Source organism: Actibacterium naphthalenivorans (assembly GCF_014196965.1).
In the GTDB taxonomy this organism is placed as follows: Bacteria; Pseudomonadota; Alphaproteobacteria; order Rhodobacterales; family Rhodobacteraceae; genus Actibacterium_A; species Actibacterium_A naphthalenivorans.
This window is the reverse complement of sequence record NZ_JACIEQ010000001.1, coordinates 1,283,290-1,298,753: the sequence shown is the minus strand read 5'-3', so window position 1 is coordinate 1,298,753 and position 15,464 is coordinate 1,283,290. Positions and strand designations below refer to the sequence as shown.

Here is a 15,464-nt window from a genome sequence, read left to right as displayed (position 1 = left end):
AAGGTGGTGAGATGAGCACTGGCAGCAATGCGCCAGTCATCATCAAACGCAAGAAGGTTGTCGCGGGTGATGGGCACCACGGTGGGGCGTGGAAAGTGGCCTATGCCGATTTCGTAACTGCGATGATGGCCTTCTTCATGTTGATGTGGCTGCTGAACGCAACGACGGAAAAACAACGAAAAGGCATCGCGGATTACTTTCATCCGACCATTGCCGTGAACCGGATCTCGGGCGGGGGAGAGGGATCTTTTGGCGGCGAGAGCGTTTTTTCCGAAACGGTCATGGCCCAGAATGGCACCGGCGCCTCGGGCCGCCATGCCTCGGAGCAGCGTCAGGCACGCGGGCAAAGCGGGCTTTCCCAAACAGGCAGCGACGCGCAGGAACAGGCGATGCGCGAGGCGCTGGATGATATCGGGCAGCTTTTGATGGCGCGCGCGGGGGAAAGCATGATCAGTGATGATATCCTGCGCCACATCGTGACCCGCGTCACCGATGAAGGGCTGATCGTGGAACTGTTCGATCTGGAAGGTCAGGGCCTGTTTCAGCCCGATACGTCCGAGCCGACCCAGGTACTGACCACGATGATCGGAGTGATTGCGCCTGTCTTCGCACTGGTCGACAACGGTGTCGCCATCGGCGGGCACACACGCGCCTATGCCCGCGCCGTGGTGACGGACCCGTCATGGGATCTGTCCACCCGCCGGGCCGGTGCGGTGCGTGATCTTCTGGCGGAAACCGGTCTGCCGCCCGCGCGCATAAGGCGTGTCACCGGTCACGCCGACCGCAGCCCCGCCACGCCCCGGCCAATGGCGCCGCGCAACAACCGGATAGAGCTGATCCTTCTGCGATCGGATGTTTGAGGGGGCGAAAATTCGGATGTCCGGTTAGCGCCCTGTTAAGGCCGCGCCTGTAACGCTTCGCTCAGACAAAGGGGCTGAAGCATCAGAAAGGCGCACACACCCATGACAATATCCTCCTCTTTGAACGCCGGCGTTGCGGGGCTGAACGCCAACGCGACCCGGCTGGCGACGATCTCCGACAATATCGCGAACTCCGCCACCTACGGCTACAAACGGTCGGGGGCAGAGTTCCATTCAATGGTCATCGACGGCGCGGGCGGGTTTTCCGCAGGCGGCGTGCGCACGACGACACATCGCCAGATCGACGAGCGCGGGCCGCTGGTGACCACGGGCAACGCCACCGATATCGCGGTGGGCGGCCGCGGAATGCTTCCGGTGACCGAGGCTGTGGCCCTGGACAATGGCGAAGACTACCCGATGTATCTGATGACAACCGGCTCGTTCCACCCCGATGACGAGGGCGTGCTGCGCACCGATACCGGGATGGTGCTGATGGGCTGGCCCGCCGGAAATGACGGTACCGTGCCCGCCTATCCCCGCGACACGATCAACGGGCTGGAGCCGATCCGGATCAACGTGAACCAGTTCGAGGGAGATCCGACAACGCAGATCGAACTCGGGGTGAACCTGCCGGCGACCGAAACTGCAGCCGGGGCATCGGGCGACCCGCTGACATTGTCTGTCGAGTATTTCGGCAATCTCGGAACGTCCGAAACCATCTCCGCCAGCTTCACGCCAACTATCCCGGCCAGCGGAGAATCCGATCAATGGACCATGGTGTTGACTGATTCCGCGTCCGGCGGTGCAACCGTCGGGGAATATACGCTGAATTTCGACAACAGCCGCGCCGATGGGGGAACGCTGTCCTCCGTCACCACCGTTTCGGGCGGCGCCTATGACGGGGCGGCGGGCACGTTATCCATTGATGTCGCGGGCGGGCCGATCGAGGTCACGATCGGCGGGCTAGGAGATCCGGCGGGGCTGACCCAGCTTTCAAACAGCTTCGCGCCTACGTCGATCACCAAAAACGGCTCGCCTGTGGGCAATCTGACCTCGGTAGAGCTGGACGCCAACGGGTTTCTTCACGCGATCTATGACGTGGGTTTCACCCGGACGATCTATCAGGTGCCGCTGGTCGATGTGCCCAACCCGAACGGGCTCATCTCTCTCAACAACCAGTCCTATCAGATCTCTCCCGACAGCGGCCCGTTCTTCCTGTGGGACGCGGGCGATGGCCCGACCGGAGAGGTCGTGGGCTATGCACGAGAGGAATCGGCGACCGATGTGGCGGCCGAACTGACCCAGTTGATCCAGACACAGCGGGCCTATTCCTCCAACGCCAAGATCATCCAGACCGTGGATGAAATGTTGCAGGAAACCACGAATATCAAACGATAAATCCCATTTCGCCGAAAGGCCCGGACAACGATGTCAATTTCAGGTTCTCTCGCCAATGCCCTGTCGGGCCTCACCGCCGCCGCGCGGGCGGCGCAGGTCGTCTCTTCCAACGTGGCGAATGCCACGACCGAAGGCTACGGACGGCGCATATTGCAAACCTCCCCGGCCACCCTGGGCGGGCAGGGCGCCGGTGTCCGGATCGACGGTGTGTTACGCGATGTCGATCCGCAGCTCATCGCCGACCGTCGCCTTGCGGATGCGGACACCGCCCATGCGGATCGGAAGGCGGCGTTTTTCGCACGGCTTGAAACCTCTGTTGGCCTGCCGTCCGACGCCGGGTCGCTGTCGGGCCGGATCGCGGCACTGGAAACCGCGCTGATCGGCGCGGCCAGCCGGCCCGACAGTGACGCCCGGCTTTCACAGGTCGCTTCGGCCGCGCGGGAGGTTGCTTCGCGGTTCAACGACATATCCGGTGACATTCAGAGCCTGCGGATGGATGCCGACCGCGATATCGCGCAACAGGTTGGTCAGCTTAACGACCGTCTGGAAAAAGTCGCGGACCTGAACCACAAGATCAGGCGGCAAATGGGCGCCGGGCATGATGCGGCCGGTCTGATGGATCAGCGCCAGCGCCTTGTGGATGATATTTCCGAGGTCATCCCCCTGCGCGCCGTCAGCCGTGACTCCGGTGAAATCGCGCTTTATTCCGCCACCGGCGCGACTTTGCTGGATGGTCAGCCCGCCAGTTTCGGCTTTGCCCCCGTGGGCACGATCGTGCCGGAAATGACCCTCGCCTCGGGCGCGTTGTCCGGGCTGGAACTGAACGGACAGCCGGTGTCCACCTCCGGCCCCTACGCGCCCGCTGCAGGTGGCAGCCTTTCGGCGTTGTTCGATCAGCGCGATGCTCTGGCGGTGGACGCCCAGACAGAGCTTGACGCGCTGGCCCGCGATCTGATTGCGCGGTTTCAGACGCCGGGCTTGGATCCGACCGTGCCCGCCGGTGCCACCGGGCTGTTCACCGATCAGGGCGCTGCCTTCGACCCGGCCAACGAGATCGGTATTGCGTCACGACTCCAGCTTAACCGGGCGGTCGATCCGGCCGACGGTGGCAGCCTCTGGCGGCTTCGTGACGGCCTTGGGGCCGCCACGGCGGGTCCGCCCGGAAACGCGGGCCTTCTGAGCGCTTTTGCCGACGTTCTTTCCGAAACCCGGAGCGTGGCCTCGGGCCGTTTCACCGGCAGCACGGCCAGCACCTCGGATCTGAGCGCGGAATATCTCTCTTTCGTCGGCGGCGCGCGGCAAAGCGCCGAAGCGGATCAGAGCTTTGCCCGCGCCAAGGGCGAGGTGCTGAAAACCGCGGAACTGGAATTCGGGGTCGATACCGATCAGGAGATGCAGAAATTGCTTCTGATCGAACAGGCCTATTCCGCCAATGCCCGCGTTGTCCGCACCATCGACGACATGATGCAAACCCTGTTGAGTATTTGAACATGACATCCCTTTCCATCGGCGACATGGCCCAAAGCCTGGTTCTGCGGCGCCAGAACTCCAATCTGAAAACGCGGATGGGCACGCTCTCGCAAGAGCTTGTCACGGGTCTTGCCCGCGATCCGGGCAAGCGCCTGTCGGGCGATTTCACTCCGCTTGCGGCAATCGAGCGAAGCCTTACCGTTCTGGGCGCCTACAAGACCGCACTTACCGAAGCGAAAGTCACCACCGATGCGATGCAGGCAAGCCTGGGAACACTCGACGACATGTCCTCGGGCCTTTACCCCGGGCTGTTTCTGGCCGGCTCTTCCGTTGATCCCACGCTGGTGACAACGGCGGGGGTCGATGCGATGGGCAAGCTTGAACACGCGGTTTCCGTTCTGAACACGCAGGCGGCGGGCCGCTCTCTCTTTTCCGGCGCCGCGACCGATACGCCCGCGTTGGTCAGCGCTGACGACATCATGTCCGGCCTCCGCACCGCCGTTTCCGGGGCGGTGACCGCAGATGATGTAATGGCTGCCGCCGCCGCCTGGTTCGGCACCCAGACCGGCGGCTTTGAAACGCAGGCTTATCAGGGAAGTGCCACGCCCGCGGGGCCGGTGCGCCTGGCGGATGGTCATCTCCTGTCTCTTGATATCACCGCCGCCGATCCGGCGTTGCGTGGCGTCATTCGCGGTGTGGCGACAGCGGCATTGCTTGAGGATCCGGAGTTGCTGGGCGGTGATGCCACTGCGCGCGCGGAGCTTGCGCAGCAGGCGGCCGAACATCTGCTGACCGCCGAACGCCCACTTGCCACGCTAAGGGCCGAGCTGGGCAATACGCAAAACAGAATAGAGACAATTTCGGCCGAAAACGCTTCGCAAACCTCGGCGATGGAGATCGCGCGAACCGAACTGATCGGCGCGGACCCTTATGATACGGCGACCGAGATGGAGGCGGTACAGGGGCAGCTGGAAACGCTATACACTGTCACCGCGCGCCTGTCGCGTCTCAGCCTCGCGGATTTTCTGACATGATCCGGGCCCTTCTTCTGTGGCTGTCATTCGGCGTGGCCAGCGCGGCCCTTGGTGCGCCCGTGCGGATAAAGGATCTGGTGGAATTCGACGGGGTGCGTGGCAATGATCTCGTTGGTTATGGCCTGGTCGTGGGGCTGAACGGCACCGGCGACGGCATCCGCAATGCGCCCTTCACCGAGGAAATTCTGTCAAATCTCCTGGAACGGCTGGGCGTCAACGTGACGGGAGAGCAGTTTCGCCCCAAGAATGTCGCGGCGGTTTTCGTAACCGCGGCCCTGCCGCCCTTTGCAAGGGTCGGCGGGCGGATCGACATGACTGTTTCGGCCATTGGTGACGCGAAAAGCCTTTTGGGCGGTACGCTGATCATGACCCCGCTCAAGGCCGCCGATGGCGAAATATACGCGGTGGGTCAGGGCACGGTCATTGCCGGGGGCGCATCGGCCAGCGGTGATGGCGCTTCGGTGGTCGAGGGCGTTCCGACGTCCGGCGTTATTCCGGCTGGCGCGCGGGTGGAGCGGGAGATCGAGTTCGACTTTTCGTCGCTTGCGATGATCCGGCTCGCCCTGCGCACCCCCGATTTCACCACGGCCGAGCGGATCGAACGTGCCGTCAACCGATCTTTCGGCAGGCAGGTGGCGTTGATGCTGGATGCGGGAACTGTGGAACTCAACATCAGACGTGCGGGCATGCGATCACCGGCGCATGTGATCGGGCGGCTGGAAAACGTGACGGTGGAGCCGCAGCGCCGCGCGCGGGTGGTGGTGGATCAGCGGTCGGGGACCATCGTGATGGGCGAGGACGTCCGCATCTCGCGCGTGGCCGTCTCGCAGGGCAACCTCACCCTGCGCATCCGGGAAGAGCCGCTGGTCGTGCAGCCCAATCCGTTTTCTGCGGGGGGCACCGTGATCGTCCCGAGAACCTCAGCGCGGCTGGAAGAGGAGCCAGGCACGGGCCTTGCCGAGGTCGAGGGCGGCACCTCTCTCTCCGAGGTGGTGGCGGGGCTGAACGCGCTGGGCGTTTCCCCGCGCGACATGATCGATATTCTGAAAAGCATCAAGGCGGCAGGGGCGCTGCACGCCGAATTTCTGGTGCGGTAGGGCCGAAATGCAGCGCCCCGACGCATCGGGGCGCGGATACGGGCTATTCGGGCATGTAGCCGCTGCGGCCGACACAGCAATAGGCCTCGAAACCGGCCTCTCTTGCGTCTGCCGCGGAATAGATGTTTCGCAGGTCCGCCATACGCGGCGTCGCCATTTTCTTTGCCACCCGCTTCAGATCCAGCGCGCGGAACTCGTTCCACTCGGTCAGCAGCACCACAAGGTCCGCGTTCTGGGCTGCCTTATAAGCGTCGCTGACCCATTGAACGCCGGGAAGCAGGGCTTCGCCTTCGCGCCGGCCCTGCGGATCGGCCACCTTGACCTTGGCACCACCGCCAATCAGCGCGGGCACGATCGTCAGAGAAGGCGCATCGCGCATGTCGTCTGTATTCGGCTTGAACGTCACGCCCAGAATGGCCACGGTCTTGCCGTTGAAGCTGCCGTCTGACAGATCCTGCAGTTTGCCGATCATCCGGCGCTTTATCTCGTCGTTGACCTTGATCACCGTTTCGGTGATTTGCATGGGCACCGCGTGATCCTGCCCGATCCTGGCCAGTGCCGAGGTGTCTTTCGGGAAACATGATCCGCCGTAGCCGGGCCCGGCATGCAGGAACTTGTTCCCGATCCGCCCGTCAAGGCCCATGCCTTTGGACACGGCCTTGATATCCGCGCCGGTGCGTTCGCAAAGCTGCGCGATTTCGTTGATGAAGGTGATCTTCGTGGCAAGAAAAGCATTGGCCGCGTATTTTATCATCTCGGCCGATTCCAGATCCGTATAGACGACCGGAAAATCGCGCAGGAACAGGGGGCGATAGATGCCGCCCATGACGGCCTTCGCGCGCTCGGATTGCACCCCGACGACGACACGATCGGGGCGCATGAAATCGTCGATCGCCGCACCCTCGCGCAGGAACTCAGGGTTCGAGGCAACATCGAAATTGGCGCCCGGATTGGCGTTTTCGACGGCTTGCTTGACCCGTTCGTTGGTTCCGACCGGCACGGTCGATTTCGTGACGATCACGGCATAGCCCGTCAGCGCGCCGGCGATTTCCTCTGCCGCGGCCATGACGTAGGTAAGGTCGGCATGCCCGTCGCCCCGCCGTGTTGGTGTGCCCACGGCGATGAACACCGCATCCGCGCCATCCACGGCTTTCGCCAGATCCCCGGTGAAGGACAGCCGCCCGGCCGCGACGTTTTTTTCCATCAACTCGTCAAGGCCGGGCTCGTAGATCGGAACCTCGCCGCGCTCCAGCATCTCGATCTTGCGCGGATCCTTGTCCACACAGATCACTTCATGCCCGAAATCGGAAAAACACACCCCTGACACGAGCCCGACATAGCCCGTTCCGATCATCGCAATCTTCATCAACCCGTCCCCGGAAAACAGAAAAACGTGGCAAAGCGATGAGCGATCGGCCGCGACAAGTCAACCGGAGCGGCGGAACTCCGGCGCCGCGCGGTTCGAAAACCCACGGGGTGGCTAGAAATAGCCCCGTACCAGCGCCTCCGAAATCAGGGTCCAGCCGTCGGCCACCACGAAGAACGCGAGTTTGAACGGCATGGCAACCACGGCCGGGGGCACCATCATCATCCCCATGGACATCAGCACTGCGGCGACCACCAGATCGATGATCAAGAACGGCAGGTAGATCAGGAACCCGATTTCGAAGGCGCGTGAGATTTCGCTCAAAAGAAAGGAAGGAACGACCAGAGAGAGAGGAGCCTCCGGCGGCGAGAGCCCGCTGGCTTCGGGGCGGAGACTTTGCAGGGATGCGAAGGTTTCGGCATCAATACGTGCCGCCATGAAGGAGCGAAACGGGTCGAGACTGCGGGCAAAGCTTTGCTCGGCGGTGATTTCCTGCGCGATCATCGGCGCAATACCATTCTGCCAGGCATCCAGGAATGTCGGTTCCATCACGAAATAGGTCAGAAACAACGCCAGGCTGACAATCATCATGTTTGGTGGCGACTGTTGCAAGCCGATGGCCTGGCGCAGAATCGCCAGAACCGTGACGATGAAGGGGAAACACGTCAGCATGACGGCCAGACCGGGCACGAGGCTGAGGACTGTCAGCAGGGCGATGAGCTGAACGCTGCGGGCCGTGAGCGTGCCATCATCACCGAATGAAAGGCTCAGCTCCTGCGCGCCGGCGAGCCCGGGCAGGGCGATTGCCGACAGGGTCAGCAGCCAGCGGATCCGGGTCATGCGCGGCTCTGCGGATCGGCGACTTCGGTCAGGCGCACGGCAAGCTGCCCGGAGGACTCGCCGCTCAACTCCTGCAACTCGCCGCGCGCGATCAGCCTGTCGCCGACGAAAAGCTCAACGGTGTCATCCACCCGTTTGTCCAGCGGCAAAACCGCGCCGTGGCCGAGCGCCAGCAGTTCGCGAACCGACAGGCGCGCCTTGCCAACCGAGATCGTCACCTCGACCGGCACGTTGGTGAGCGGGTTTTCGGGCGCGCCCGCGCTGCGATCTGGCACATCAGTCATCTGGTTTTGCCTCTTCTTCATGGGCGTGAAGGAACGCCTCGACGGCCTCCCGGATTTCATGGATCAGGCGATCGAGATCGACCATCTCCTCGCCCCGCGCCGAGCGCAGATAGGCCTGGCCCGGGCCGAGGCTCGCCTGTTCGGTAATGACGATGGGCAGGCCGGCGTCATCACTCAGGATATGCTCTAGGGCGGGGCGGTTGCCGGGATTGATCACCAGCTCGATCGGGCCACCCGCGGCCTGTTCAATCGCGTATCGGGCGCGCTCGGCCACCATCTCCGCCAGCCCGTGTCGCGCCAGATCGGGCAGAACCTTTTCGGCCATCAACCGCAGAACAGGTGCCACCGACTTCAGCACATGCTCGCGCGCCTCGTTGAAGGAAACCGAAAGCCCCTTCAGCGTGTTGGCGAAATCCGCGCTCACACGGGTCTGTATCTGCTGTTCTGCGGCGGCGGCATCATCCCATCCGGCCTTGTAGCCTTCTTCATAGACGGCCAGCCGTTCGTCTTCCGGCATCCAGGCGCTTTCAGCGACACTTTGGGCAGGAGTGGTGACGGAAAACTCCTCCAGCGAGAGTCGGTTTGACATCAGGTCGACTCCTCCTCGTGCTCGATCCAGTGACGCAGCACTTCGACCGTATCTTCACGCCGGTCTTCAATCAGCCTGCGGAGCTGATCGACAGGGTCGGCAGAGGCAGGCGCCGCCTGTGCCCCGGCTTCCCGGGGCAATTCCGAAAGCCCGGGCGATACGGAATTCGCCGTCAGTTCGGGAAGGCTCTCGGCAACGATTTCCCCTGTCAGGCTCTGATCTTCGGCGGTATCCCCGGCGCGACCCTGCGCATAGGGCCGCGACGCCGGGCGCTCTGGCGCGGGAAGGCCGGCAACGGGTGCGGCGCCACGCCCCGAAAGCACCGGGCGCACCACGAAAAGCCCCAGAACAAGCCCGACAACTGCAAGTACCGCAAGTTGAAGGAGTGACATCACATCGAGCCTGATATTGCCGAAAAGCCCAGGTGCGGCGGTGGTACCCAGCGCTTCGGGCTGCTCCAGAGGCATCGATTTCAGGGTGATGACATCGCCCCGCGCGGCATCGAAGCCAACCGCGGATGCGACGAGCTGTTCGAGCGCTTCAAGCTCTTCGGCCGGCAGCGGCGCCCATTCCTCGATGCCGTCGGGGCCCGTGGTGCGGATACCGTCCAGAATCACGGCAACGCTCAGCCGTTTGATCGCGCCGGGCGTCCGGTGTAGCTCGCGCTGGGTTTCCGACACCTCGTAATTCACCCGCTCGCGGGTCTCGCTGTTCGAACTGTTGGAGTTCCTGTCCGGCGCGGCCTCGCCGTCGGGCAGGTTGCTGGCAACGGTGACGCCGGCCCCGGCGCGGTCATTTGCCGAGGTGCTGCGCTCTTCGGTATCGGTGGAGATGGCCACGCGCCCCTCCGGGTCGAAGCGTCGTTCGATGATCGATTCGCTGTCCGTCTCTGTCTCGACGCTGACCTCGACAACCGTGCGGCCGGGGCCCATGCGCGCGGCCAGCAGACGCTCGACATTCTGGCGGAGCGTTGCGGCATGATCGCCCGCGATCCGCGATACCGGCAGCGCGCCATCCGACATAAGCATGGTTCCGTTGGTGCCGTCGATCACCGACACGTCATCCGGTGAAAGCCCCGCGACGGAAGAGGCAACGAGATATCGGAGCGCCCGTGCCTGATCCGGGGCAAATGTGCCATTTGCAGGTGTAACAGTGACTGATGCGGTCACCTTCAGGTCGCGCCGGAAGGGCTGACCACTCGCATTCGCGATATGCACTCGGGCGGCGCGCACGAAAGGGCTGGCCATAATCGTCCGCGCAAGTTCACCTTCCTTGGCGCGCCAATAGGCGGCGTCAAACATCTGCGAGGTTGTGCCGAACCCGGAAAGCGAATCAAGCACCTCGTACCCGGCGGTGCCGTTGGCGGGCAGCCCGTCGGCGGCCAGGGTCATGCGCAGCGCGTCGCGCTGCCGGCTGTCCACGTAAATCGCCCCGCCGCGAATGTCATAGGCGGCGCCCTGCTGTTCCAGCGCGCGCAGAACCTCGCCGGCGGCGCCACTTTCAAGGCCGGAATAGAGAAGCGACATCTGGGGCGCCGTGGCCATCCGCGACATCGCCAGAACGCTCGTGAACATGGCCAGCGTCGCGAGGGCCGCGATAACGCGGCGGCGAACATCCAGTCTGGACCAGACAGCGACAAGCTGTTGCACGGCGATACTCCGGTTTGCGCGGGCTTCTGCCCGCTGTCACCGCATCCTTTCCCCATCAGCCTTAATAAACGGTTAGCTCTCCTGCGCCTAAGAAAGGACAACCGGAAACAGAGTGGAACAAAGCGATGGCCCACACCGAAATGGCCGAAGAAACCCCGCCAAGGAAAAAATCCGCATTGCCCATTCTCGTGGGTATCGCGCTTGCGTTCATATTGGGTGGGGGCGGGTTTTTCGTGATGTATTCCGGTATGTTAGGCGGTGGTGGTGGCGATTCTCACGCTACGGCTTCTCACGCGCCGGCCTCGCCGGCACAGGGGGATATCGCCTTCGTGGCGCTTGACCCGCTGATCGTTTCGCTCGGGCCGGAGAGTGCGAGTCGGCACTTGCGATTCGCCGCGCAGCTGGAGGTGGCGCCGGCTTACGAAGGCGAGGTTTCGCATCTTATGCCGCGGGTCCTCGATGTGCTGAACAGCTATCTCCGCGCGGTCGAACTGTCGGATCTGGAGGATCGCTCGGCCCTTGTTCGCCTGCGTGCGCAGATGTTGCGCCGGGTTCAGGTCGTGACCGGAAACGGGCGCGTGCGCGATCTTCTGATTACTGAATTTGTGTTGAACTAGGGGGCAACATGGCGCTTGTGGCCGATATACTTCTTGTGGCGGGCGCGCTGGGCGCGGCCTTCTATTGTATGATCCTGTCCCGCCGGCTGCGCCGGTTCGATGATCTGGAAACCGGAATGGGCGGCGCGATTGCGGTCTTGTCGGCCCAGGTCGATGACATGACCCGGGCTCTGAAAGGGGCGCAATCCTCTGCCCGAACCGCATCAAGCTCGCTCGGTGGCCTGACCGAGCGTGCCGAGGGCGTGGCCCAACGGCTGGAACTTCTGGTGGCGTCTTTGCATGACATTCCGCTTCCCGACACCGGCCCCGAAAAGAAAGCTCCTGCCACGCGGCCCCCGGCATCGGAAAATGCGGCCAGGCGGCCGGCCAAGAACGGCCACGCGGACATTGGGCAGAACCAGCCCGAAACCGCGCCGTTGGCCTTCATGCGATCGGCGTCATCAAGAGAAAAGCCTCTGATCCTGCGTGAACAATCGGGAGATGTTGGATGAGCGGAGCGGAAAAAGGGCGGCGCGGGGCGGGGCGGGGTGTGTTGTTTGTCATCACGGTTCTGCTGCTCGGGTCCGGTATCGTGCGGCTGGGCAGCGGTACCGGCCTTGCCGTCGCGCGCGGCGTGGGGGATCTGTCCGATCTGGCCGGGGTGGAACAGGCCCCCGAAAGCTGCGGGCCGGATCCGGCCATCGCCCCGCTTTTCGCCGCGCTTCAGGCCCGGGAGGCACGCGCTGCGGAAACCGAAAAGCTGCAGGCGGAACGCGGCCGGAAACTGGCGCAATCGCACGCGGATCTGTCGCGTCAGATCGCAGAGCTGAACGCGGCAGAGGCCGCGCTTCGCGCGACGATCGCGCTTGCCGAGGGGGCGGCGGAAAGCGATCTCAGCCGGTTGACCGCGGTTTACGAGAGCATGAAGCCGAAAGACGCCGCGGCCCTGTTTCAGGAAATGGCTCCCGATTTTGCGGCGGGTTTTCTGGGCCGGATGCGGCCAGATTCCGCCGCGTCGGTCCTGGCGGGGATGCCTCCGGAACAGGCCTATTCGATCAGCGTGCTTCTGGCGGGCAGAAACGTCGGCGTTCCGACAGAGTGATCAGGAAATCTTAACCCGGCATTGCAAGGCTAAGCCGGAGTTCGATACGGAAAGAGGGAGCATCGCGCATGATCGGCATCATCGGCATCGTCCTGATCTTCGTGATGGTGTTTGGCGGCTATCTGGCCGCCGGTGGCAAGATGGCCATCATCCTGAAATCGCTTCCCTATGAATTCACCATGATCGGCGGCGCCGCGCTCGGGGCTTTTGTCATCAGCAATGACATGGCGGCGATCAAGCATACGCTGAAGGACATCGGAAAGGTTTTCAAAGGCCCGAAATGGAAACCGGAGGATTACCGTGATCTGCTCTGCCTGCTGTTCGAGTTGATTCGCCTCGCCCGCCAGAATGCCGTCGCGCTGGAGGAACATATCGAGGCGCCGCAGGAGTCTGCCATCTTTCAGAAATACATGAGAATACTGGCCGACAAAGAGGCGGTTGAGCTCATCTGCGATACCCTTCGTTCCGCTGCCATGAACTATGACGATCCGCATCAGGTCGAGGAGGTTCTGGAAAAGCGGATGGAGGCTAATCTTCATCATGCGATGCATTCGAGCCATGCGCTGCAAACCATCGCCGATGGTCTGCCAGCCCTGGGGATCGTGGCGGCGGTTCTCGGCGTCATCAAGACCATGGGGTCGATCGACCAGCCGCCCGAAATCCTGGGCAAGCTCATCGGCGGTGCCCTGGTCGGCACGTTTCTGGGGGTTTTCCTCGCTTACGGCCTGGTTGGTCCTTTCGCGGCCAAGCTGAAATCAGTCATCGAAGAAGACGCGCATTTCCATCAGCTTATTCGCGAGGTTCTGGTGGCGAATCTTTACAATCACGCCGCGAATATCTGCATCGAGGTCGGGCGCCAGAACACCCCCAGCCATTATCGCCCCAGTTTCAACGATCTCGAAGAATCGTTAAAAGCCACGAAAGCTGCGGCATGATCCGTCTGACGCTCGCAATTTTCACCTGGATTATGGCGATGCCCGCCCTGGCAGAGACGGTGCGTGTGCGGTCGGGTGAACATGCGGGATTTTCGCGGCTCGTGATGGAATTCTCCCGGCCGACTGCGTGGACGCTCGACAAGATCGCAGACGGGTATCTCCTGTCTCTTGGGCGAAAGGATATCAGTTTCGATTTCAGCCGGGTCTTTCATCTGATACCGCGTACCCGGCTTTCCGACATCTCTGTTGATCTTGCCTCGGGCGCCGTACTCTTGAAATCGGATTGTGCGTGCGAGGCGGAGGCCTTTGAAATCAAGCCGGGCAGGCTGGTTATTGATCTGAAAGACAAACCGGAACTCCCGGTTGCGGAAAGCCCGGAGCACCCCGTGGCCGATGAAATATCGCCAACAGTACCGATATCGCTGCCCGCATATCTGGGCCGGTCGGCGGTGCCGTTTCTGACTGCGTTTCCGGGGGAGGGTCTACCGGAAGCCCCCGGGCCAAGCTCTCCCACCGATCCTGCTGCCGGGCCGGATATGCAGGCCCTCCTGCTCAAGGCGCTTGCACGCGCGGCGGCGCAGGGCCTTGTACATGTCAGCACGGCGCCGGATGCAGAGCCTGTCGGGGCCGCAAAACCCGGTCCTTCTGCGGGCGACGACGCGCATGACGCCGCGATCAGGGTCGAAACCAGCATCGACAGGGACAATCGGCTTGCTCGGCAGATGCCCAAAACCGCCACTGTGAAACCCTGCTTGGCGGATCGGCATTTTGCCTTTTTCCAAACGAGCGGCGCGTTGCCCGCGCCCAAGCTCATTGCCGACGCGCGGGGGGTGCTGATCGGTGAATTTGACCGGGTCCAGCCCGAAGCCCTGGGCCGGTTCGTGCGCACCTACCTCTATCTGGGGTTTGGCGCCGAAGCACGGAACGCGATGCAAGCCTTTGACACCCGATTGCCGAACGCCGATTTCCTTGCGGATCTGGCAAATATCATGGACGGGCGTTCTGCCGGGGCGTCAACCCTGCGGGGTCAGCACGGCTGCGATGGGTCCGCTGCCCTGTGGTCGGTTCTGGCGCAGCCGGGGTTGCCGCCCGGCCCAGAGATCAACCAAGCTGCCGTGACTGCGGCATTTTCGGCACTTCCCCCTCATTTACGGCGCTATCTCGGGCCGGGCCTGGCGGATCGTTTTATAGACGCTGGCGAAATCGAGGTCGCCACGCAGATCCGAAACGCCATCGACCGCGCCGGAGCCGACGATGATCCGGGGCTTGCATTGCTCGATTCCCAGTTGGATCTCGGCAAAGGGGATGTCGGAGCGGCGGAAGCTGCGCTGGACAACGTAATCGCCAGCAACGATTCGCACTCGTCCGAGGCGTTGCTGCAGGTGATGCAGGCCCGCATAGGCATGGGCCAGCCACCACGGGCAGAAGACATTGCAAATGCCGAAGCGCTTGTCTTTGAACACAGGGGCAGCGGATTGGGGGCGGATCTGGCCCGCGTCGCGATCCTGGGTCACGCACTGAATGAAGACTATTCCGCTGCATTTTCGCTTCTTCTGCGGCATCCGGTGTCAAGTCAGGTGCAGTTGAACAGCGAATTCGCCCTGGCCCTGAGCGAACATGCGCCCGACGCCGACTTTCTGCGCTTTGCGACAGCGCTGGTGAACACGCCCGGCTTTTCCCTGCTTGAAGACAGCGCAAAAGCAGTTTTTGAACGCTTCGTCGACCTCGGCTTTCCCGAGCTTGCCGGAGCGATATCGGGGCAGGTGCAGACTGGCGCGCACGGGCCGGATCACACGCGGGGCCTGCAAATCGCACGCGGCCGGAGTGTTGCTCTCCCCCCGCCCGATCACGTTGAGCGGCCCCGCCCTGTCGACGCGGAAGTGGAACGCGACGACGCACCGAGCCAAGAGCGGCCAAGCCTGGCCGGCGCCTATGCGCTTCTTGAACAATCCGCGGCCATCCGGGCCGCAGCCGACGGTGCGCTGGCCATTCCGGACTCCGAGGTTTCTTCGCCGGAATAGCAAATCCTCAGATGGTTACAGTTTATCAACCACCCGGCCCTAGCCTGCGTCGAGACAACCCAGAACGGGAGCAGCCAGAATGGCATTCGGGTCGGATTTCGACACAACTGATGGGAAGTGGCGCTTCGCGCGTAGGGCCGCGCTCGGCCGCAGGTCTTTCGGGGCCCTTTTGTGGATCGTCAGCCTTGCGGCTATATCGCCGGCTTGGGGCGCAAATCCATCA

The 15,464-nt window shown here is 63.0% G+C and carries 15 protein-coding genes; 10 read left to right on the top strand and 5 right to left on the bottom strand.

Annotated features, from left to right (window positions below; all coding sequences use genetic code 11):
• The first annotated feature begins 11 nt into the window (after window positions 1-11).
• From GGR17_RS06465 to GGR17_RS06445, 5 genes are all read left to right on the top strand, one after another.
• On the top strand, window positions 12-860 hold the full coding sequence (locus GGR17_RS06465) for a flagellar motor protein MotB (RefSeq protein WP_054537634.1): 849 nt from the start codon (window positions 12-14) through the stop codon (window positions 858-860).
• 102 nt (window positions 861-962) lie between these two features.
• Window positions 963-2,258 (top strand): flagellar hook protein FlgE, encoded by a 1,296-nt coding sequence (locus GGR17_RS06460; protein WP_157445489.1) that lies wholly within the window; start codon window positions 963-965, stop codon window positions 2,256-2,258.
• 30 nt (window positions 2,259-2,288) lie between these two features.
• Window positions 2,289-3,746, top strand: coding sequence for a flagellar hook-associated protein FlgK (gene flgK, locus GGR17_RS06455; RefSeq protein WP_054537636.1), 1,458 nt, complete (start codon window positions 2,289-2,291; stop codon window positions 3,744-3,746).
• 2 nt (window positions 3,747-3,748) lie between these two features.
• Window positions 3,749-4,762 carry a flagellin gene (locus tag GGR17_RS06450; protein WP_054537637.1) on the top strand — a complete coding sequence of 338 codons (1,014 nt, stop codon included), beginning with the start codon at window positions 3,749-3,751 and terminating at the stop codon, window positions 4,760-4,762.
• Entirely contained in the window at window positions 4,759-5,859 is a 1,101-nt protein-coding gene (locus GGR17_RS06445) for a flagellar basal body P-ring protein FlgI (RefSeq protein WP_054537638.1), read from the top strand. The genes GGR17_RS06450 and GGR17_RS06445 overlap by 4 nt, the downstream gene beginning before the upstream one ends.
• Before the next feature lie 43 nt (window positions 5,860-5,902).
• Here the strand turns inward: GGR17_RS06445 and GGR17_RS06440 are convergent, their stop codons facing one another.
• The 5 genes from GGR17_RS06440 to fliF form a co-directional block, all read right to left on the bottom strand.
• Window positions 5,903-7,225, bottom strand: coding sequence for a UDP-glucose dehydrogenase family protein (locus GGR17_RS06440; RefSeq protein WP_054537639.1), 1,323 nt, complete (start codon window positions 7,223-7,225; stop codon window positions 5,903-5,905).
• Window positions 7,226-7,339: 114 nt separating this feature from the next.
• Window positions 7,340-8,065, bottom strand: a complete 726-nt coding sequence (gene fliP, locus GGR17_RS06435; RefSeq protein WP_054537640.1) for a flagellar type III secretion system pore protein FliP — start codon at window positions 8,063-8,065, stop codon at window positions 7,340-7,342.
• Window positions 8,062-8,349: a FliM/FliN family flagellar motor switch protein gene (locus tag GGR17_RS06430; RefSeq protein WP_054537641.1), complete on the bottom strand. Its 288-nt coding sequence runs from the start codon at window positions 8,347-8,349 to the stop codon at window positions 8,062-8,064. The genes fliP and GGR17_RS06430 overlap by 4 nt, the downstream gene beginning before the upstream one ends.
• A complete protein-coding gene (locus GGR17_RS06425; RefSeq protein ID WP_054537642.1) occupies window positions 8,342-8,938 on the bottom strand; it encodes a FliH/SctL family protein in 597 nt (198 codons plus the stop codon). Before GGR17_RS06425 ends, GGR17_RS06430 begins: the two co-directional genes overlap by 8 nt.
• The gene (fliF, locus tag GGR17_RS06420; RefSeq protein ID WP_054537643.1) at window positions 8,938-10,587 is read right to left on the bottom strand and encodes a flagellar basal-body MS-ring/collar protein FliF; all 1,650 of its coding nucleotides are present in this window, start codon (window positions 10,585-10,587) and stop codon (window positions 8,938-8,940) included. Before fliF ends, GGR17_RS06425 begins: the two co-directional genes overlap by 1 nt.
• Window positions 10,588-10,712: 125 nt before the next feature.
• On the opposite strand from fliF, the gene GGR17_RS06415 reads away from it, so the two are divergent.
• The 5 genes from GGR17_RS06415 (at window position 10,713) to GGR17_RS06395 (ending at window position 15,241) form a co-directional block, all read left to right on the top strand.
• Window positions 10,713-11,204 (top strand): flagellar basal body-associated FliL family protein, encoded by a 492-nt coding sequence (locus GGR17_RS06415; RefSeq protein ID WP_054537644.1) that lies wholly within the window; start codon window positions 10,713-10,715, stop codon window positions 11,202-11,204.
• A gap of 8 nt (window positions 11,205-11,212) precedes the next feature.
• Entirely contained in the window at window positions 11,213-11,695 is a 483-nt protein-coding gene (locus GGR17_RS06410; RefSeq protein ID WP_054537645.1) for a DUF6468 domain-containing protein, read from the top strand.
• A complete protein-coding gene (locus GGR17_RS06405) occupies window positions 11,692-12,285 on the top strand; it encodes a MotE family protein (RefSeq protein ID WP_054537646.1) in 594 nt (197 codons plus the stop codon). The genes GGR17_RS06410 and GGR17_RS06405 overlap by 4 nt, the downstream gene beginning before the upstream one ends.
• Window positions 12,286-12,353: 68 nt before the next feature.
• Entirely contained in the window at window positions 12,354-13,220 is an 867-nt protein-coding gene (gene motA, locus GGR17_RS06400) for a flagellar motor stator protein MotA (protein WP_054537647.1), read from the top strand.
• Window positions 13,217-15,241, top strand: coding sequence for a hypothetical protein (locus GGR17_RS06395; protein WP_054537648.1), 2,025 nt, complete (start codon window positions 13,217-13,219; stop codon window positions 15,239-15,241). The genes motA and GGR17_RS06395 overlap by 4 nt, the downstream gene beginning before the upstream one ends.
• Window positions 15,242-15,464: the final 223 nt, after the last annotated feature.

Coding starts and splice junctions, on each gene's coding strand:
- GGR17_RS06450 (WP_054537637.1), top strand. CDS start 3,749: ATGACATCCCTTTCCATCGGCGACATGGCCCAAAGCCTGGTTCTGCGG.
- GGR17_RS06415 (WP_054537644.1), top strand. CDS start 10,713: ATGGCCCACACCGAAATGGCCGAAGAAACCCCGCCAAGGAAAAAATCC.
- GGR17_RS06460 (WP_157445489.1), top strand. CDS start 963: ATGACAATATCCTCCTCTTTGAACGCCGGCGTTGCGGGGCTGAACGCC.
- GGR17_RS06395 (WP_054537648.1), top strand. CDS start 13,217: ATGATCCGTCTGACGCTCGCAATTTTCACCTGGATTATGGCGATGCCC.
- GGR17_RS06405 (WP_054537646.1), top strand. CDS start 11,692: ATGAGCGGAGCGGAAAAAGGGCGGCGCGGGGCGGGGCGGGGTGTGTTG.
- flgK (WP_054537636.1), top strand. CDS start 2,289: ATGTCAATTTCAGGTTCTCTCGCCAATGCCCTGTCGGGCCTCACCGCC.
- GGR17_RS06440 (WP_054537639.1), bottom strand. CDS start 7,225: ATGAAGATTGCGATGATCGGAACGGGCTATGTCGGGCTCGTGTCAGGG.
- GGR17_RS06445 (WP_054537638.1), top strand. CDS start 4,759: ATGATCCGGGCCCTTCTTCTGTGGCTGTCATTCGGCGTGGCCAGCGCG.
- GGR17_RS06465 (WP_054537634.1), top strand. CDS start 12: ATGAGCACTGGCAGCAATGCGCCAGTCATCATCAAACGCAAGAAGGTT.
- motA (WP_054537647.1), top strand. CDS start 12,354: ATGATCGGCATCATCGGCATCGTCCTGATCTTCGTGATGGTGTTTGGC.
- GGR17_RS06410 (WP_054537645.1), top strand. CDS start 11,213: ATGGCGCTTGTGGCCGATATACTTCTTGTGGCGGGCGCGCTGGGCGCG.
- GGR17_RS06430 (WP_054537641.1), bottom strand. CDS start 8,349: ATGACTGATGTGCCAGATCGCAGCGCGGGCGCGCCCGAAAACCCGCTC.
- fliP (WP_054537640.1), bottom strand. CDS start 8,065: ATGACCCGGATCCGCTGGCTGCTGACCCTGTCGGCAATCGCCCTGCCC.
- GGR17_RS06425 (WP_054537642.1), bottom strand. CDS start 8,938: ATGTCAAACCGACTCTCGCTGGAGGAGTTTTCCGTCACCACTCCTGCC.